Raw genomic sequence first — 17,675 nt, forward strand, 5'->3', positions numbered from 1 at the left:
GAGTTGCCAGAAGAGTCCGCGGCCCGGGAGAGTCCGTACAAGAGTCTCGGCGGCCCGGGCCGCATCTGGAATGCCCTGCGCTACTCGATGCGCGGGCTGGTCCATGCCGTGCGTGTGGAGAGCGCGTTCCGGCAGGAACTGATTGGTGCAGCCATCCTGGTGCCGCTGGCACTCGCGCTCGCCCTGCCGGCGCTGGAAACGGTGGCGCTGATCGGGTCGGTGATGCTGGTGTTGATCGTGGAGCTGGTCAACTCCAGCATCGAGGCAGCGATCGACCGCATCTCCCTCGACCACCACCGCCTGTCCGGCCGCGCCAAGGATCTGGGCAGCGCCGCGGTGTTTCTGGCGCTGCTCTGGTGCGCGTTGACCTGGCTCCTGGTGGCGGGGCCGTCGCTACTGGTGCGATGGGGTCAGTTCGCGCCTTAGAGCCCGCACGAGTTGGCTTCTGATGTTCGCTCTCGACCCGAAGCGGGCATTGCGCGCGGTGCAGTAATGATGCCGGGAGAGACTATGTCGACCGCCTAGACGCATTGGAGGGGCCGGTATAGCTTTCCTTGCTGATGAATGGGGAGGAGTCGAAATGGATTCAAGCCGCAACTCTCACGAGTTGCCACATCTTCACAATCTATCTACGTACTCCAACGCCAGACTGGTTCCGATACCCCCGACGAAGGAGCATTGAAATGTTTGTGACCAAACAACATCTGGTGATGGCGCGTACGCTCGGCGTGGCGATCGTCGCCACCGTGGGACTTGCCGGCTGCGCAACCTATGCTGACGAGTTTGCAGGAATCAACTCACGCCTCGATCAACTCGACACGAGGGTTCAGAGCGCGGCCCAGAGCGCCGAATCCGCCAATCAGTCCGCGCAGCAGGCCAATCAACGGCTGGATCAGATCGAAAGCCGCGTCCAGCAGCTCGAAACGGCGCCCGGCCGCCCGCCGCGCGGTTAGTCGCTCTTGCACAATTCGCGACGAACGCCCTGAACCGGGACCCGGTGGCCTTTGCTGGCCAACGGTCTCCTTGATCTTCATCCAGTCTTCGTTTTAAGGAACGCCATATCCGTACGTGCACACACCCTGCGATCCGGGCCGTTTATGGTGCGCTCGCGCTGGCGCTGGCTTTTTCGAGCTTCGGCGCGGCCAGTGCCGAGGATGCCGCCGCGCAACCGGTCGCCGCCGTCGACCAGCTTCCGCGAGGCCAGGATGTGTCCGGCACGGTGATTGAGCTCGCGGGCTGGGTTGTCGCAGCCAACGACAACCAAGGCTATCCGTTTGCGGTCATAGACAAGGCCGCCGCACAGATCCTGGTGTTCGACGGCGACGGCCGGCTTCGCGGCGCGGCCCCCGGGCTTTTTGGCTCGGCGATCGGCGACCATTCGGCTCCCGGCGTCGCCGGTCTCGCGCTCCGCGAGATTCCGGGCCGGGATCGCACGACGCCCGCTGGCCGCTTTGTGGGCGGTTTCGGTCCGTCAATCGACGCTGGCCGCGTGCTGTGGGTGGACTACGATTCCGCAGTCTCCATCCACCCTACCGCTACTGGCGTCCCGGCCGAGAGACGCGCGGAACGCCTTGCATCGCCTTCGCCGGACGACAACCGCGTCAGTCATGGCTGCATCAACGTCTCGCCCGAGTTTTACGAAGGGATCATCCGTCCGACGTTCGAGCGGGGTGGGGTGTTCTACATCTTGCCGGATGAGGCGCCGATAGCGGAGACCTTCCCGGAGTTCGCGGAAAGTCGCGCGACTACGCAACGCGACGATGGGAGACGCGCACAGCCCGCCCGCCAGTAAAGGGCGCGTCGGCGTGTCGCCTTTGTGGTGTGCGAGGCAGCGCAGCCGATGACGCTGCTCGTGGCCCGGCCTCTTTTGCTAGTGTGCAGCACAATGCCGTGCCTTCCATGCAGTGGGGATCCGGTCAGGCGTTACGTCTGATCTTGGCAGTTCCCGGACTTGGTTCTTGGCTGAGGCTTTGGCCTCGGCATTGATGAGCGCGGAGGCGATCAGGCCACCTGCGAGGCCAGCGGCAGCTGCGCTGCCGTACGACAGTCCGGGTGTGCTCGCGTATAGGTTGTTCGTGGCGTTGGCGGCGGTGGCACCCACGTCGATGTACCCGTAGGTGATCTGGCTCTTGAGCCGGTCATGCGCGGCGGCGGCGTGCACCGCCATGCTCGAGAGTAGTTCGTCTTGCGACGGATCGTGGCCCTCCGGCCTGTCCTTCGCCGCGTGAGCGGCACCGCACGCGCAGACAAGAACCGCCGCCACGAGCGGCAGCCCAATGCTTCGACTCGTCATCTCTTCCCCTTTCCCCTGAATGCGCGAACGCGCGCGAGAGCTTATCCACAAGCCGCAAAGCTCGTAAAGTGGTTTGGCTTAGGGCAGGGGAGGCCGACCGCGTGGGTTTACGGAACGGCAGCTGGGCGAGCTCGGGTCCAGGGCGTGGCCGGAAAGGCACGCAGCCCCCAAGTCCGCTGATGTCGATCAGCCAATGTCCGCTTCCGACCCTAAGAAGACGCGATTGGTTTTGTACGCACGCCACAGCACGCGTTGCCCTTGCGGCGGCTTTACAAATTGTTTACAAGTGGGTTTGTCGCAGGCAGGGGGGCGGCACTTCGAAATATTCTTATGGAGAGAGAAGTCGATGAACGCACCCCGTCGCCACGCGTTGGCCAACGCCGTTTCACTGTGCCTGTTTCTGACCCTGCCGGGATTGGCAGCCGCGCAGGACAGCCCACCCGATAGTCCGTCCGAAGCGACCACGCTCGACAGCGTCCAGGTCACCGGTACGCGAATCAAAAAAGCCGAGATTGCGACCCAGACGCCGGTCCAGACCCTTACTCGCGAGGACATCGAGCGCACCGGCCTGACCTCGATCGGCGACATCCTGCAGGAGTTGACCGGCTCGGGCTCAGCGCTCAACACCAAGTTCAACTCATCGGGCAACTTCGGCTTCTCGCCCAATGGCGACGGTGTCGGCGCCGGTTCGGCCCAGGTCGACCTGCGCAACCTGGGTGCCAAGCGCGTGCTGGTGCTGGTCGATGGCATGCGTTGGGTCAATGAATCGTCCGCGTCCGGTGTCGGTGCGACCACCGATCTCAATACGATCCCCTTGGCGCTGGTCGAGCGCATCGACGTGCTCGAAGATGGTGCCTCGTCGTTGTATGGCTCCGATGCGATCGCCGGGGTGGTCAACATCATCACCCGGCGCAATTTCGAGGGTGGGCAGGTCACGCTCAACTATGGCCAGTACGGCAAGGGTGATGGCGCCTCCAAGGGCATCGACGTTGCCTGGGGCATGAACACCGAGCGCAGCAATCTGTTCATCGGCGCCAGTCGGGTCGAGCAGGATTCGATCTCCGCCAACACGCGCGAACAATCGCGCTTTCCGGTTCCTGGCACCGGGCTGACGTTTGGCAGCTCCGGTACCCCGCGTGGACGCTTCATCATCACCGACCCCAACACTGGCGTCACCCACGACATCACTCCCAACGAGGGCGACAACGACCCGTTCTACGACCCGGCCCAGACCGGTTGCAACCGCACCGATGGCTTCCATTGTTTCGGTACTCCCGATCGCTTCAATTTCTCCGAATACAACCTGCTGCTGACCCCGTCGACCCGCACCGGGGTGTTCGGCCAGTACCGCTTCTATTTCAACGACAAGGTCCACGCGTACGCCAAGGCCCTGGTCAATCGCCGCGAGTCGGTCAACCAGGCCGCGCCGGAGCCGTTGTTCCTGGGCGCCGACGCCGGCACCGGCAACCCGATCTCCGATGGCATGTTCGTGTCGGCCAATAACCCGTACAACCCGTTCGGTTTCGATCTGGTATCGGTCGACGATCCGGCTACCGCGCAGAACGAAGTCAACTTCGTGTTGCTGGGCCGGCGTCCGGTCGAAGGCGGGCCACGCGTCTACGAGCAGCAAGTCGATACCCGCTACTTTGCCGCAGGCCTGGAGGGAAGTTTCGAGGCCAGTGAGCGGACCTGGTTCTGGGATGTGAACCTGTCCACCAGTGAGAACGAGGCCGAGCAGACCAACTACGGCAGCTATGACATTCGCAAGGTCGCCCTGGCGCTGGGTGATCCAGCCGTATGCGCGGCGAATCCGGGCTGCGTGCCGCTCAACCTGTTTGGCGGCCCCGGCACGCTCACACCCGAGATGCTCGCCTACATCCAGCCGGTGGTGCGTGACCGCAGCCAGCAGACCCTGGACGTGTTCACCGCCAACCTGTCGGGTGACTTGGTCGACTTGTGGGCGGGGCCGTTGTCGTTCGCCGTCGGCGCCGAGCATCGCCGCTATGAAGGGTCCTACCAGCCCGATCCGCTGACGGTGGCTGGGTTCTACAACGGCGTTCCGTCGTTGCCGACATCCGGCGAGTACGACGTCACCGAGGCATATGTCGAGCTCAATGTGCCGCTTATCCCCCGGGGCTCGTTTGGCGAGAGCCTGGACCTGAGCCTGGCCGGTCGCTATTCGGACTACTCCACTTTTGGCGGCCAGTTCACCCCGAAGTTCGGGCTGCGCTGGCAGGTCGCCGATGAACTGCTGTTCCGGGCCACCTACGCCGAGGGCTTCCGTGCACCGTCGATTGGTGAGCTGTTCGGCTCGGCCAGTCGCGCCGACCTGCAGATCGATGACCCTTGCCTGGTCGGACTGGACGGCAGCGCGCCAACCGGCAGTGCGGCCAACTGCGCCACCTTGGGAGTACCGGTCGGCGCGGAGCAGACCAACAGCCAGATATCGGTCACCACCGGCGGCAACATGGAACTCGATCCCGAGACGGCGCGCAGCTTCACCGCCGGCATGGTGTTCAGTCCCGGCTTCGCCAGCGCCGTGGCATGGTCGGATCGGCTGGACTTCGAACTGACCTTCTATCGCCACGCGATCGACGGGGCCGTCCAGGCCATCGATGCCCAGACCCAGCTCGACCTGTGTGTGGCATCGCTGGATCCGCTGTATTGCAATGGCATCACCCGGTCCTCGATCGGCAGCATCAACGGGTTCAGCAATCGCTTGACCAACCTGGGCTCGATCAAGACCAGCGGCTGGGATGCCGATGTGTTCTGGACCTTGCCCGAGAGCGCGGCAGGGGTGTTCAAGCTGGCTTGGCAAAACACCTTCGTGGCCCATTACGAGGCCGTGGGTGCCTCCGGACAAGCGCAGCCGCGCACGGTCGGGGTGGAAGTGACCGACAGCGCAATTCCGGACTGGACCTCGACCGCCAGCCTGGACTGGCGTCGCGACCAGTGGAATGCCTCGTGGAGCATGCGTCACATCAGTGAGCTGGAGGAGCAATGTGGTGATGCGGTGTCGTTCCCGGTCTGCAGCAACCCGACCGAAGGCACCAACACGCTCGACGCGATCACCTACCACGACCTGCAGGTGGGTTACGAGTTTGACTGGTTCAAGGGTCTGCAGTTGACCGGCGGCGTCAACAACGTGTTCGACAAGGATCCACCGATCTGCCTGTCGTGCTCGCTCAACGGCTACGACGCCTCGACCTACGACATCCCCGGCGGCCGTTACTTCTACGTGCGCGCCAACCTGCGCTTCTGATCAGCAGAAAGCTGACCGGTGATAGCTGGCCCGATAGCGGGCCAGGCAGGGCCATCCGCGATTGTGCTCGCGGATGGCCCTGCGTCGTTGTCGGCCTAGGCCAACGACGCGTCGGGCACATCCAGTTCCAGCGACATGGCCAGATGGTCGGAGTGCGCGGCCGGCATCGCGCAGGCGCCCGAGCAGCTCAGCCCGTCGCCGATCAGGATGTGGTCGATCGCACGCTGCGGTCGCCAGCTGGGGAAGGTGGCCACCGCGCACTCGGGGGGCTGCAAGCGGGTGTTGCGAAACAGCGTCTGCATTTCCGGGCGGTCGATGGCGCAGTTGAAATCACCCATCAGCACCGCATGGGGATTGTCCTGCAGCAACTCGGCAATGAAGCCCAGCTGCGCGCTGCGCGAGTTCGCACCCAGTGACAGATGGGCAATCGCGATGACCAGGCCGTCCTCGCCATGGCCAAAGCGCGCCAGCAGCACACCACGTCCGGAGATCCGACCCGGCAGCGAATGGTCGGTCACCTCGATCGGCTCCAGCTTGCTGAGCAGGCCATTGGCGCTGGACGCCACCCCGCCCATGCGGCGGTTGGGTTGATGACTCCAGTAATCGAAGCCGCCACGTTGGGCGAGGTAATGGGTCTGGTTGGTGAAACCCGAACGCAGGCTGCCGGGATCGGCCTCGTTGAGGCCGACGATGTCGTACTGGCCGGCCAGCTGGGCAATCAGGTCCAGGCTGCCGCGCTTGTTGCCAGCGGGCAATACATGCGACCAACTGCGCGCGACATAGTCGTGATAGCCGCGGGTGCTGGAGCCGGCCTGGATATTGGCGCTGAGCACGCGCAGCCGGCGCGAACCCTCCGGCGGCGTCGCCACGGGAGGGATCTCGTCGATGCGTTGAGCGCCAGGAGTCGCCATGGTCGTTATGCCGCTTCCCAATCAGCCGTTGTCGGCTTCGGTCGGGGTGGCGGCTTCGTCACCGGCGGGGGCGGCGTCCGGGCGGGCGGCGCGCTCTTGGGCGATCAGGTGCTCGGCGATACGCAGGTGTTCTTCCCAGCTCTGGCCGGTGACGCGGTACTTGCCATCGACGATCAGGGTCGGGGTGGAATCCACGCCGCTGCGCTGCAGGAACTGCTGGGCACGCCCCATCTTGGCGTTGATCGCAAAACTCGCCATGGTGCTGGCGAACTGCTTGGGGTCCGCGCCGTATGCCGCGTAAAACTGGGCGATCTGCTGGTCGCTGGAGTCCGCACCAAGGCTGCGGTCGATATGAATCGCCTTGAACATCGCGTCGTGGGTCTGTGGCAGCAGGCCGGTGGCCTGCGCGGTGAAGAACGCCTTTGCATACGGCATCCAGAAGCCACCGAACGGTGCCGCTACCGGCGTGAACTGCACATCAGCCGGCAGTTTGGCGGCCCAGGCACTGACCATCGGCTCGAAGTTTGCGCAGGCAGGGCAGGTGTAGCCAAACACCTCCACGACTTCGATCTTGCCGCTGTTGGGCTGGTAGGGTTCGCCACCGGCGATTTCCACGTAATCGGTACCGGCGACTGGTGCCGGGCCAACCGGAGCAACGATCGGCCCCGGTGTACGGGCAGGTGCGGCGGTCGCCGGGGCGGTCGTCGCGGGGGCTGGGGCGGCCGTTGTGTTGGCTGCCGTGGCGGCAGGCGCAGCGGGTGTGGGCGCGGGTGCATCGGCCGAGCAGGCGGCGAGAGCGAGCACGCCCGCCAGGGCCAGTCCGAAACGGGGCAGTAGAGCCGATCGCAAGGTCATGGGTAGATCTCCGGAAGATAAACAAAGAATGCGAGGTCGTGCAGGCCGGTCAAGGATAACCAGCGCGACGGCGGGGGAGTGTGCACGGTGCACGTTCCGCAAATTCTGGATTCCCGGACGCCGTCGATGATCTCGGTGTTGGTGGTGTCAGTGTCAGTGTTGGTGATCTCAGTGCTGGGGCTGCGCGCGCCGCGAGCGTTCCAGCTCGACCAGCTTGGCGGCGTTGTCCAGCAGGTCGGTGGCGCTGTTGCCCAGCACCCGGTATTTGCCGTTCACGATCAACGTGGGTGTGCCTTCCACGCCGCTGCGCCGCAGGAAGTCGCGCGCTTGCTTCAGCTGGGCCTGGATCGCCGGGCTGGTCATGGTGTTGGCGAACTGCTCCGGATCGGCCCCGTAGCGGGCGTAAAACGCCGCGATCTCCGCAGGTGTTGCACCGCTGATGGGCAGGCTGTGCTCCTGGTGCAATGCGCGGAACATTGGAGCGTGGGTCCGTGCCACCAGCCCCTGGGCCTGAGCGGTGTAGAACGCCTGCGCATAAGGTATCCAGTAGCCACCGAAGGGGGCGGGAACCTCGACGAAATTGACGTCGGCGGGGAGCCTCGCTTTCCACGCGCTCACCAGTGGTTCGAAGTGCGCGCAGTGGGGGCAGGTGTAGCCGAACACTTCGACCACCTCGATCTGGCCGGCTGGCGTGGCGAATGGGGCGCCATCGGGAATCTCGATGTAATCGGTACCGGCAACCAGATCTCCCGTTGGCGCTGCGGCGAACCCGATCATCGGCAACGCCACGAACATGGCCGCGATAGCCGCCCGGGCCAGGAACGAACCACCAATCCGACGCGAACGGAACAGGTGGGTTTTTGCGAAATCGTGGTTCATCAGCGGGTATCCCTCAAACAAGAGCGCCGACCGCAAGGATACGGTCGGCGCAATGAACAGTTGCGGGTGCAGGTCCGGCCGGTGTCGGATGACCTGAACGAGAGTACGGTTCTGCTCAGCCTTCCGATACCGGTTCGGCTTCCGGTTCCACTGGCGTGGCGGGCTCGGTTGCCTCGGCGGCCTCAGCGGAGTTGGTGTCGGTCGCTTCCGCCTCGGCTTCGGTCGCTCCTGCCTCTGCGGCATCCGCTGGTGCGTCGGTGGCCGCGGCGCTCGCATCGACGGCAGGCACGGCTGCAACGGGCGCTGCCGGCGCGGGAACTACCATCGCAAGCTGGTCATTTGCCGCCGGGTGCAGGCCCTGCAGGTAGCTTGCCAGTGCGCCGATCTCCTGATCGGTCAGTGGCTTGGTGATGGTCGCCATCATGTCAAACAGGTGTGAGTCTTCGCGATCACTGACCCCGGCGCGGTACAGCTCCAGTCGCTGTTGGGTATAGGCCGCCTGCTGACCGGCCACGTGCGGGTAGGCCGGGCCGGGGTTGCCGGCGCCGTCCGGGCCGTGACACGCCATGCACGCCGGGATGCCGCGTTCGGCGTCGCCGGCCAGGAACAATTGCTCACCCACCTCGTAGAACTTCAGGCCCTCGTACGGCCCTGAGGTGACCAGGCTGTCATCGGCAACGCCGGCACCGGACTCCTGGGTGGCGTAGTACGCGCCCACGTCGCGCGCGTCCTGGGCGCTGAGCATGTCGGCAAAGGGCTTCATCACCGCAGCCATGCCGCCACTGCGCTCACCGCTTTTGAACAACGCCATTTGATTGGCGATGTAACGCTCGCTCTGGCCGGCCAGGCGCGGGTACATCTCGATCACCGGGTTGCCGTCCAGACCGTGGCAGGCTGCGCAGGTGCCGGCCAGGGTCTGGCCATTCTGCGCATCACCCCAGGTGGCGGTTTCCGGTGCCGCGGGAGTCAGCGGCGCCGTCTCCACCGGTGCGACGTCGGGGATTGGGGTGACCGTGGTCTGGGCATAGGCAACTGCGGCAACCGCCGCGAGGACGGTAATACCAACGATGCCAAGGACGCGGGCGTGGCTCATGGGGCTGGGCTCCGGAAAACGCTGAAGTGACGATCGTGAACGGTCGTCTAACCGCAGAATTATCGTCGGCACGCGCGGCGGGGTCAACGCGAGGTCAACGCGGGCACGGCGCGATGACGCTTCTGGCCGGGCCACGGTCACGCCAGGGGAGGGACCCGGTCGGTATTGCCGGCGCACTGGAGGCTTCCGGCGTGCGATCCTATGCCCATGTCAAAACATCTTGTCCGTGCCCAGTACCTGCTGGCTGCACATACTCCCCAGCAGCTGCCGCCCGACGGTGGCTTCGAGGTGGCGTTCGCCGGCCGCTCCAACGCGGGCAAGTCCAGCGCGCTCAATGCGATCTGCCAGCAGAACGCCCTGGCACGGGTCTCCAAGACCCCGGGCCGGACCCAGCAGCTGGTGTTTTTCGCCCTGCCGCCGTCAACCGACCGCTTCCTGGTCGATCTGCCCGGTTACGGCTACGCCAAGGTGCCCAAGGACCTGCAAGCTCATTGGCAGGCCTTCCTGGACCGGTACTTCCGCACCCGCGAAGCCCTCAAAGGTCTGGTCGTGGTGATGGATATCCGCCATCCGCTGAAGGAATATGACAAGCAGATGCTCGGTTATGCGGTCAGTCGCGGCCTGCCGGCCCATGTGATCCTGACCAAAGCCGACAAGTTGAGCCGTGGCGCCCAGGGCACGGCCTTGCTGGAGGTGCGCAAGGCATTGCAGGCCGAACACGGTGATGCGGTCAGCGTGCAGCTGTTTTCCGGCGAGTCCAAATTGGGCGTCGATGAGGCGCGTCGGGTAATCGGCGGCTGGCTGCAGCTGTAGGAGTACTTCACTCGGCTGGGCTCACTGGCGCGATGCAGTGTTGCGTTGCGTGGAGTCATCGATGCTGGCGGCGATCTACACTGCGGGTCTTGCGTGTGCGGCTGTCATGCCGCATATCCAGTTCCAATGATCCAGCCCAACGAGGTGCGCGTGTCCGGTTCCAGTCACGTCGAGGAAGTTTCGATCCAATCACGCGATCAACTGGTCGAGTACCTCAGCTCGGGAACTCGCACGCGCGATGATTGGAAGATCGGCACCGAGCACGAGAAGTTCGGTTTCCGGTTTGATGACCTGCGTCCGCCGACCTTTGATGGCGAGGGCGGGATCGAGGCGGTGCTCAAGGGCCTGGTTCAGTTTGGCTGGGCCCCGGTGGAAGAGCACGGCCGGGTGATTGCATTGACCCGCGACGGTGCGTCGGTGTCGCTGGAACCGGCCGGCCAGCTGGAACTGTCTGGCGCCCCGCTCGATACCCTGCACGACACCTGTCGCGAGGCGGCCTCGCACCTGCGCGAAGTGCGCGCGGTGGCCGAGCCGATGGGCCTGGGTTTCCTGGGCATGGGCTTCCAGCCCAAGTGGCGGCGCGACGAGATGCCGTGGATGCCCAAGGGGCGCTACAAGATCATGCGCGAATACATGCCCAAGGTCGGCGAGCTCGGCCTGGACATGATGACCCGCACCTGCACCGTGCAAGTCAACCTGGATGTCGCCTCGGAAGCCGACATGGTGAAGAAGTTCCGGGTCTCGCTGGCGTTGCAGTCGATTGCGACCGCGTTGTTTGCCGACTCGCCGTTCACCGAGGGCAAGCCCAACGGCTTCCTGTCGTACCGCTCGCATATCTGGACCGATACCGATAACGATCGCTCCGGGCTGCTGGACTTCGTGTTCGAGGACGGCTTCGGTTACGAGCGTTACGTCGATTACCTGCTCGACGTGCCGATGTACTTCATCTACCGCAACGGCGAATACATTGATGCGTCGGGGCAGTCATTCCGCGACTACCTCGCTGGCAAGCTGCCGGCGCTTCCGGGTCAGTTGCCGACCCTGCAGGACTGGGCCGACCACACGACCACGGCGTTTCCCGAAGTGCGGCTGAAAAAATACCTGGAGATGCGCGGTGCGGACGCCGGGCCGTGGAACCGGATCTGCGCGCTGCCGGCATTCTGGACCGGCCTGTTGTATGACGACACCGCGCTGGATGCGGCCTGGGACCTGGTCAAGGATTTCAGTCTTGAGGAGATCCACGCCCTGCGCAACGGCGTGCCGAGGCAGGCATTCAAGATGCCTTTCCGTGGCGGCACCGTGCTCGACCTGGCCCGCCGTGCGGTGGAGATCTCCGCCCACGGGCTGGCGCGCCGTGCCCGGCTCAATGACAACGGCAGTGACGAGTCGATCTTTCTCAGTCCGTTGATGGAGCTGGTTGAGGCGGGCGAAACCCCGGCAGAGCGGAAGCTGGCGCTGTTCCATGGCGTCTGGAATGGCAGCGTGGACCCGGTGTTTCGCGAGTTCGCCTACTGACATGCACCGGAGCAGTTCCCCTCGTGGGTGCGGCGTCACCGGGAGTCGGCCGCTGTTGCGTTAGCCTTGGGGGATGCAGATCCCAACCGATACGACCGACGACTCCCTGCGCAGCGTCGAGTTCGCACCCACTGACCAGTTTTTGCGCGAGGACGTCAAGCAACTCGGGGCGCTGGTGGGGGAGATCCTTGCCGAGCAACGCAGCCCGGACTTCCTGGCCCGGGTCGAGCGCCTGCGCCGCGCGGCGATTACCCGCCGCGAGAACGACGAGCCGGTAGCCGGATTGGCCGATGCCCTGGCGGACACGCCGATTGAGCAGGCCAGTGACTTGGTGCGCGCGTTCTCGACCTATTTCCAGGCCATCAACCTGGCCGAGCGGGTCCATCGCATTCGCCGCCGCCGCGAGCATGAGCGTGCCGACCACGGTGCCCAGCCCGCCAGTCTGGACGATGTCATCGGTCGGCTCGCCGCGCAGGGAGTGGGTGCGGACGAACTGGGCACGGTGTTGTCGCGGCTGCGGATCGAGCCGGTATTCACCGCTCATCCGACCGAGGCCGTGCGCCGGGTACAACTGAAGAAAGAACGCGAGGTCGTGACCTGCCTGGTCAACGACATCGACCGTGGTCGTACGCCCGCCGAGCGCAGTGCCGATCGCGAGCGCATGCGCATGGCGCTGACCGCAAGCTGGCAGACCGTGGAGGCGCCAGCCGCCAAGCCGAGTGTCGCCGATGAGTTCGAGCACGTCGGCTTCTACCTGACCGAGGTGCTGTACCGGGTCCTGCCCGTTTTCCATGAGGCCTTCCAGGCGGCATTGACCGAGCACTACGGGGACGCGGTGGCGTTGCCCGATGTACTCGGGTTCGGCAGTTGGGTCGGCGGCGACATGGACGGCAATCCCAATGTCGGTGCCGACACCATTGCCGCGACCCTGGCCCGGCAGCGGGCGCTGGTGCTGGCCGCGTATCGACGCGATATCCACAAGCTCGAGGACTTGCTGAGCCAGTCCCTGAGTCGGGTGGCGGTCAGTGAAGCGGTGCTGGACAGGGTCGACCATTACCGCGAACTGTTGCCGGCCGGCGTCGAAAACCTGCATCCGCGCCATGCCGACATGCCGTATCGCAACCTGCTGACGCTGATGGCCGAGCGGTTGCGGATGACCACCGATGACGAGCCGTCCGCTTATCCGGATGCGGCGAGCTTCGTGGCCGATATCGAGTTGATCCACCAAAGCCTGCTGGCCCACCGCGGTGAACACGCCGGTGATTTCGCGGTGGTGCGCCTGCTCCGCCGCGCGCGCTGCTTCGGCTTCCATCTGGCCAGCCTGGATTTGCGCCAGGATTCGGCGATGCACGACGTCGCTCTGGCCGGCTTGCTGGATGACCCGCAATGGGAACAACGTGAGCCCGCCGAGCGCGCGCGCAAGCTGCACGCGATGATGGATGGCAGCTTGGTGCCAAGCGATGCCGATGCCGACGTGGCGCGTAGCACCCTCGACGTATTCCGCACCGTGGCCCGGCTCCGCCCGCGCTACGGCCAACGGGTGTTTGGTCCGTACATCGTCAGCATGAGCCGCAGCGCGGCCGATGCACTGGCGGTGCTGGCGTTGGCGCGGTTGGCCGGCTGTGTGGAAAGCGATGACGGGCAAGCCAGTGACGCGCAAGCCGATTACGGCCAGGCCGGTCGGGCCGGCACGACCATCGCACACGGCGCGGTACCGCTGGACGTCGCGCCGCTGTTCGAGACCATCGCCGATCTGGACGCCGCCGCCGACACCATGCGCGCGCTGTTTGCCGACCCGGTCTATCGCGCCCACCTGGCAGCGCGTGGCAACCGCCAGGTGGTGATGCTCGGATACTCCGACAGCGCCAAGGACGGTGGCATCGTCGCGTCGCGCTGGAGCTTGCAGCAGACCCAGATCGAACTGACTGCCCTGGCCAGCGAGAGTGGCGTACGGATCGCGTTCTTCCACGGCCGTGGCGGTTCCATCAGTCGCGGCGGGGGCAAGACCGAACGTGCGGTGATCGCCGCCCCGCGCGGTTCGGTTGACGGCACCCTGCGACTGACCGAGCAGGGCGAGGTGATCCACCGCAAGTACGGCATCCGTGCGCTGGCACTGCGCAACCTGGAGCAGACCACCGGCGCGGTGTTGCGTGCGAGCCTGCGCCCGCGACCCGCCGACCCTCGCGAGGCCCAATGGCGCCGCGTTGCCAGCCAGATGGCCGCGGACGCCAGTGCGCATTACCGCGCGCTGATCCACGAACATCCCGATTTCACCGCCTACTTCCGCGCCGCCACCCCGATCGACGTGATCGAGCGGCTGCGCATCGGTTCGCGTCCGAGCAAGCGTACCGGCGCCGGCGGAGTGGAGTCGCTGCGCGCGATCCCGTGGGTGTTCTCGTGGGCCCAAAACCGCTCGGGCCTGACCGCGTGGTACGGCGTGGGCACTGCGATGGAGCGTGCATTGGCAAGCCACGGGCAGGAAATGCTGGCCGAGATGGCCCGGGACTGGCCGTTCTTTGCCGCACTGGTGGACGACATCGAAATGGTCCTGGGCTCCTCCGACCTGGGGATCTTCGAGCGCTACTCGCAGCTGGCCGCCGATGTGCCAGCCTCGACCGGGAAGGGCGATTTGCACGCGCTGATGCACCCGGGAATCGTCGCCGAGTTCACCCGCACCCGCGATGCCGTGCTGGCGATCAAGGGCGAGGACGAGCTGTTGGCCCGGGACCTGCGCCTGCGCCAGTCGATCCGCCTGCGCAATCCCTATGTCGATCCCATCAGCCTGTTGCAGGTCGACCTGCTGGCACGCTGGCGGGCCGGCGAGCGCAACGACGATGCGCTGCTGCAAGTATTGATGGCGACCGTCAACGGCATCGCCGCGGGAATCCAGAATACGGGTTGAGGCCCGCACCGCCTATCATTGGGGCTATCCCCGCACTGGAGCCCGATCATGAAATCCCGCGCCGCCGTCGCTTTCGAAGCCGGAAAGCCCCTGCAGATCGTCGAAATCGACGTCGAGCCGCCGCGCGCCGGCGAGGTGTTGGTGAAGATCTCCCACACCGCCTTGTGCCACACCGATGCGTTCACGCTGTCGGGCGATGATCCCGAAGGCGTGTTCCCGGCGGTGCTCGGCCACGAGGGTGGCGGCGTGGTGGTCGAGGTCGGCGAGGGCGTCACCAGCGTCAAGCCCGGCGACCACGTGATCCCGCTGTACACGGCCGAATGCGGCGTGTGCAAATTCTGCACCTCGGGCAAGACCAACCTGTGCTCATCGGTGCGGGCCACCCAGGGCAAGGGACTGATGCCGGACGGCACCACGCGGTTTTCCTACAACGGTGAGCCGATCCATCACTACATGGGCTGCAGTACGTTCAGCGAGTACACGGTCGTGGCCGAGGTGTCGCTGGCCAAGGTCAATCCCGACGCGCCGCTGGAGAAGGTCTGCCTGCTCGGCTGCGGGGTGACCACCGGCATCGGTGCCGTCCACAACACGGCGAAGGTGAATCCGGGTGACACGATTGCCGTGTTCGGCCTGGGAGCGATTGGGCTGGCAGTGATCCAGGGCGCGGTGCAGGCGAAGGCCGGCCGGATCATCGCGATCGACACCAACCCGGACAAGTTCGAACTGGCCAAGTCGATGGGCGCGACGGATTGTGTCAACCCGAAGGATCACGACAAATCGATCCAGGACGTGATCGTCGAGATGACCGACGGCGGCGTGGAGTTCAGCTTCGAGTGCATCGGCAACGTCAACGTCATGCGAGCCGCGTTGGAGTGCTGCCACAAGGGCTGGGGCGAGTCGGTGGTCATCGGTGTCGCCGGCGCGGGCCAGGAAATCAGCACCCGGCCATTCCAACTGGTCACCGGCCGGGTCTGGCGCGGTTCCGCGTTCGGCGGCGTCAAGGGACGCTCCGAGTTGCCGGGCATGGTCGAGCAGGTGATGCGCGGTGAGATCGACCTCGATCCGTTCATTACCCACCAGTTGCCGCTGGAACGCATCAACGAGGCCTTCGACCTGCTGCATGAAGGCAAGTCGATCCGCACGGTGATCCACTACTGAGCCCGCAGCAACAGCCGTCAGTAGCGACGCAATCAGGGAGCGCACATGCAACGTATCGAACAACACGCTTGCTTCGGCGGCAGTCAGGAAGTCTGGCAACACGCCTCCAGCACGCTGGGCTGCGACATGAAATTCGCGGTCTACCTGCCGCCACAGGCAAGGCAGGGCCCGTGCCCGGTGCTGTACTGGCTGTCCGGGCTGACCTGCAATGAGCAGAACTTCATCACCAAGGCCGGTGCCCAGGAGTACGCCGCGCAGCATGGCGTGATCCTGGTCGCCCCCGACACCAGTCCGCGTGGCGAGGGTGTCGCCGACGACGAGGCCTACGACCTCGGCCAAGGGGCAGGCTTCTACCTCAACGCCACCCGCGAGCCGTGGGCGGCGCAGTACCGGATGTATGACTACCTGGTGCAGGAACTGCCAGCATTGGTGGATGCACATTTCCCGACCACCACCGCGCGGGCGATCAGTGGCCACTCGATGGGTGGCCACGGCGCATTGGTGATCGCGTTGCGCAATCCCGGCATGTACCGCAGCGTATCGGCGTTCGCGCCCATCGGTGCACCCAGCCAGGTGCCGTGGGGCGAGAAGGCCTTTACCCGTTACCTCGGCGACGACCGCGAACAATGGAAGCAGTGGGACGCCAGTGCGCTGATTGCCGGCGCCGACGAGCGTTTGCCGTTGTTGATCGACCAGGGCGACGCCGACGATTTCCTCCAGGCCCAGCTCAAGCCCGAACTGCTGCGTGCCGCCTGCGAAGCCGCCGGCCATCCGCTGACGCTGCGCCTGCAGCCCGGTTATGACCACAGCTACTACTTCATCGCCAGCTTCATCGGCGAGCACATCGCCTACCACGCGAAGGCGCTGAAGGGCTAAGTCGCCGGGGTTCAGAGCAGCGGTTGCGCCGGGCTCGCCAGATGGAAATCGCTAAACGCGAACCGGCCGTCACGCAACACGGTTTCCCCTTGTTCCATGCGCAGTTCCGTGGCGAACATCGGGCCATCGTGGACCAGGGTGTGGAACTCGCCGTTCTCGCCGCAGGGGTCGCAACGCTCGGGCAGCTCGGCCAGCAATGACGCGTCGAACGATCGACCGCTGAAACCGGCATCGAGTTGTTGGGTATCCACGCAACAAAGACGGGTGCGCAGGCCGCCGGCGATCATCTCCCGGGCCAGGGAAGCGGTATCGGCGCCGAACAGCGGGGTCTCGATCCGCCAGCCATGGCGATCGCACAATGCCTCGCGCCAGGCGCGTACATCGGCCAGGAACAGGTCGCCGAAGGCGATGGTGTCGATGCCGGGCCACCGTTCGCGCGCGGCAGTCAAGGTCGCGGCGAAGGCGGCTTCGTAGGTGTCGTTGTCGCCGCCGTGGGGGATCACCGACTCCAGCAACGGCAACCCCACGGCGGCGACCTGCGCGTAAAGCACGTCTCGGCGGATGCCATGCATGGCGACACGATCGAAGTCTCCGTTGAGCGTGGTCAGCAGGCCGACGACGCGGACATCGTCGCGCTGGCGCAGATGGTGCAGTGCCCAGGCCGCGTCCTTGCCGCCACTCCAAGCGAGCAGGAGATTCTTTTTCATGCGGTCGGCAGCGGCGTGGCGCGCGGGCTCAAGCGGCGGTCACGTCACGCAGTTCCCAGGCGCTGCCGGCCAGCAGGCGCAAACGTTGTTTGAGCACGTTGCCGGGGATGGACGTGGTGACCACCAGGTCGATGTGCAAGTCATCCTGGGCGCCTTCCACGGTCGCGCTGGCGTCGGTCGCGGCAAGGGAGCGGTCGACCTCGTCGGGCTCCTCCTGCTTGCGGCGCCAACGCTCGAACAAGGCATTGCTGCGCAGTGCGTCCTGCAGCTCCGCGGCGAAGCCGGGGCCGCTGTGTGCGGTGAACGACAGGTCGGGATCGGCACCGCGGGCACGGGCCCCGTCGGGCAGGGTGATGTAGTAGCGAGTGGCCATGCAGCCTCCTTCAGCGGTGGATGACAGCCTAGTCGCGA

15 protein-coding genes and 1 pseudogene are annotated in these 17,675 nt (G+C 65.4%); 9 read left to right on the forward strand and 7 right to left on the reverse strand.

Features of this window, described 5'->3' with window-relative positions:
* Nucleotides 1-3 precede the first annotated feature (3 nt).
* The 3 genes from ACW5DN_RS12295 to ACW5DN_RS12305 all read left to right on the forward strand — a co-directional run bounded on the left by ACW5DN_RS12295 (nucleotide 4) and on the right by ACW5DN_RS12305 (nucleotide 1,792).
* Nucleotides 4-426, forward strand: coding sequence for a diacylglycerol kinase (locus tag ACW5DN_RS12295; RefSeq protein WP_456963107.1), 423 nt, complete (start codon nucleotides 4-6; stop codon nucleotides 424-426).
* 257 nt (nucleotides 427-683) lie between these two features.
* Complete coding sequence (locus tag ACW5DN_RS12300) at nucleotides 684-953, forward strand: hypothetical protein (protein ID WP_456963108.1); 270 nt, start codon at nucleotides 684-686, stop codon at nucleotides 951-953.
* 158 nt (nucleotides 954-1,111) lie between these two features.
* Nucleotides 1,112-1,792: a hypothetical protein gene (locus tag ACW5DN_RS12305; protein WP_456963404.1), complete on the forward strand. Its 681-nt coding sequence runs from the start codon at nucleotides 1,112-1,114 to the stop codon at nucleotides 1,790-1,792.
* Between the two features lie 78 nt (nucleotides 1,793-1,870).
* Here the strand turns inward: ACW5DN_RS12305 and ACW5DN_RS12310 are convergent, their stop codons facing one another.
* Entirely contained in the window at nucleotides 1,871-2,293 is a 423-nt protein-coding gene (locus ACW5DN_RS12310) for a hypothetical protein (protein ID WP_456963109.1), read from the reverse strand.
* Between the two features lie 346 nt (nucleotides 2,294-2,639).
* Here ACW5DN_RS12310 and ACW5DN_RS12315 point away from each other — a divergent pair, with 346 nt between their 5' ends.
* Nucleotides 2,640-5,555 carry a TonB-dependent receptor gene (locus ACW5DN_RS12315; RefSeq protein WP_456963110.1) on the forward strand — a complete coding sequence of 972 codons (2,916 nt, stop codon included), beginning with the start codon at nucleotides 2,640-2,642 and terminating at the stop codon, nucleotides 5,553-5,555.
* A 95-nt stretch (nucleotides 5,556-5,650) separates the two neighbouring features.
* Here ACW5DN_RS12315 and ACW5DN_RS12320 read toward each other — a convergent pair whose 3' ends face one another.
* The 4 genes and pseudogenes from ACW5DN_RS12320 to ACW5DN_RS12335 all read right to left on the reverse strand — a co-directional run.
* On the reverse strand, nucleotides 5,651-6,388 hold the full coding sequence (locus tag ACW5DN_RS12320) for an endonuclease/exonuclease/phosphatase family protein (RefSeq protein WP_456963405.1): 738 nt from the start codon (nucleotides 6,386-6,388) through the stop codon (nucleotides 5,651-5,653).
* A 99-nt stretch (nucleotides 6,389-6,487) separates the two neighbouring features.
* A complete protein-coding gene (locus tag ACW5DN_RS12325) occupies nucleotides 6,488-7,321 on the reverse strand; it encodes a thiol:disulfide interchange protein DsbA/DsbL (RefSeq protein WP_456963111.1) in 834 nt (277 codons plus the stop codon).
* 168 nt (nucleotides 7,322-7,489) lie between these two features.
* Nucleotides 7,490-8,200 carry a thiol:disulfide interchange protein DsbA/DsbL gene (locus ACW5DN_RS12330; RefSeq protein ID WP_456963112.1) on the reverse strand — a complete coding sequence of 237 codons (711 nt, stop codon included), beginning with the start codon at nucleotides 8,198-8,200 and terminating at the stop codon, nucleotides 7,490-7,492.
* A 304-nt stretch (nucleotides 8,201-8,504) separates the two neighbouring features.
* Nucleotides 8,505-9,293: pseudogene (locus ACW5DN_RS12335) on the reverse strand (c-type cytochrome); the annotation flags it as partial.
* A 207-nt stretch (nucleotides 9,294-9,500) separates the two neighbouring features.
* Between ACW5DN_RS12335 and yihA the strand changes: the two are divergent.
* The 5 genes from yihA to fghA all read left to right on the forward strand — a co-directional run bounded on the left by yihA (nucleotide 9,501) and on the right by fghA (nucleotide 16,557).
* Complete coding sequence (yihA, locus tag ACW5DN_RS12340; protein WP_456963113.1) at nucleotides 9,501-10,106, forward strand: ribosome biogenesis GTP-binding protein YihA/YsxC; 606 nt, start codon at nucleotides 9,501-9,503, stop codon at nucleotides 10,104-10,106.
* A gap of 150 nt (nucleotides 10,107-10,256) precedes the next feature.
* Nucleotides 10,257-11,621 (forward strand): glutamate--cysteine ligase, encoded by a 1,365-nt coding sequence (locus tag ACW5DN_RS12345; RefSeq protein WP_456963406.1) that lies wholly within the window; start codon nucleotides 10,257-10,259, stop codon nucleotides 11,619-11,621.
* A gap of 73 nt (nucleotides 11,622-11,694) precedes the next feature.
* Entirely contained in the window at nucleotides 11,695-14,523 is a 2,829-nt protein-coding gene (gene ppc / locus ACW5DN_RS12350) for a phosphoenolpyruvate carboxylase (RefSeq protein ID WP_456963114.1), read from the forward strand.
* Between the two features lie 48 nt (nucleotides 14,524-14,571).
* Nucleotides 14,572-15,681 carry an S-(hydroxymethyl)glutathione dehydrogenase/class III alcohol dehydrogenase gene (locus tag ACW5DN_RS12355; RefSeq protein ID WP_456963115.1) on the forward strand — a complete coding sequence of 370 codons (1,110 nt, stop codon included), beginning with the start codon at nucleotides 14,572-14,574 and terminating at the stop codon, nucleotides 15,679-15,681.
* Between the two features lie 45 nt (nucleotides 15,682-15,726).
* Nucleotides 15,727-16,557, forward strand: coding sequence for an S-formylglutathione hydrolase (gene fghA, locus ACW5DN_RS12360; RefSeq protein WP_456963116.1), 831 nt, complete (start codon nucleotides 15,727-15,729; stop codon nucleotides 16,555-16,557).
* Nucleotides 16,558-16,568: 11 nt separating this feature from the next.
* Here fghA and ACW5DN_RS12365 read toward each other — a convergent pair whose 3' ends face one another.
* On the reverse strand, nucleotides 16,569-17,264 hold the full coding sequence (locus ACW5DN_RS12365) for a Dph6-related ATP pyrophosphatase (protein WP_456963117.1): 696 nt from the start codon (nucleotides 17,262-17,264) through the stop codon (nucleotides 16,569-16,571).
* A gap of 28 nt (nucleotides 17,265-17,292) precedes the next feature.
* Nucleotides 17,293-17,637, reverse strand: coding sequence for a hypothetical protein (locus ACW5DN_RS12370; RefSeq protein WP_456963118.1), 345 nt, complete (start codon nucleotides 17,635-17,637; stop codon nucleotides 17,293-17,295).
* Nucleotides 17,638-17,675: the final 38 nt, after the last annotated feature.

The organism is Lysobacter sp. A289 (genome assembly GCF_054072675.1).

Coding starts and splice junctions, on each gene's coding strand:
- yihA (WP_456963113.1), top strand. CDS start 9,501: ATGTCAAAACATCTTGTCCGTGCCCAGTACCTGCTGGCTGCACATACT.
- ACW5DN_RS12370 (WP_456963118.1), bottom strand. CDS start 17,637: ATGGCCACTCGCTACTACATCACCCTGCCCGACGGGGCCCGTGCCCGC.
- ACW5DN_RS12355 (WP_456963115.1), top strand. CDS start 14,572: ATGAAATCCCGCGCCGCCGTCGCTTTCGAAGCCGGAAAGCCCCTGCAG.
- ACW5DN_RS12325 (WP_456963111.1), bottom strand. CDS start 7,321: ATGACCTTGCGATCGGCTCTACTGCCCCGTTTCGGACTGGCCCTGGCG.
- ACW5DN_RS12330 (WP_456963112.1), bottom strand. CDS start 8,200: ATGAACCACGATTTCGCAAAAACCCACCTGTTCCGTTCGCGTCGGATT.
- ppc (WP_456963114.1), top strand. CDS start 11,695: ATGCAGATCCCAACCGATACGACCGACGACTCCCTGCGCAGCGTCGAG.
- ACW5DN_RS12300 (WP_456963108.1), top strand. CDS start 684: ATGTTTGTGACCAAACAACATCTGGTGATGGCGCGTACGCTCGGCGTG.
- fghA (WP_456963116.1), top strand. CDS start 15,727: ATGCAACGTATCGAACAACACGCTTGCTTCGGCGGCAGTCAGGAAGTC.
- ACW5DN_RS12365 (WP_456963117.1), bottom strand. CDS start 17,264: ATGAAAAAGAATCTCCTGCTCGCTTGGAGTGGCGGCAAGGACGCGGCC.
- ACW5DN_RS12315 (WP_456963110.1), top strand. CDS start 2,640: ATGAACGCACCCCGTCGCCACGCGTTGGCCAACGCCGTTTCACTGTGC.
- ACW5DN_RS12310 (WP_456963109.1), bottom strand. CDS start 2,293: ATGACGAGTCGAAGCATTGGGCTGCCGCTCGTGGCGGCGGTTCTTGTC.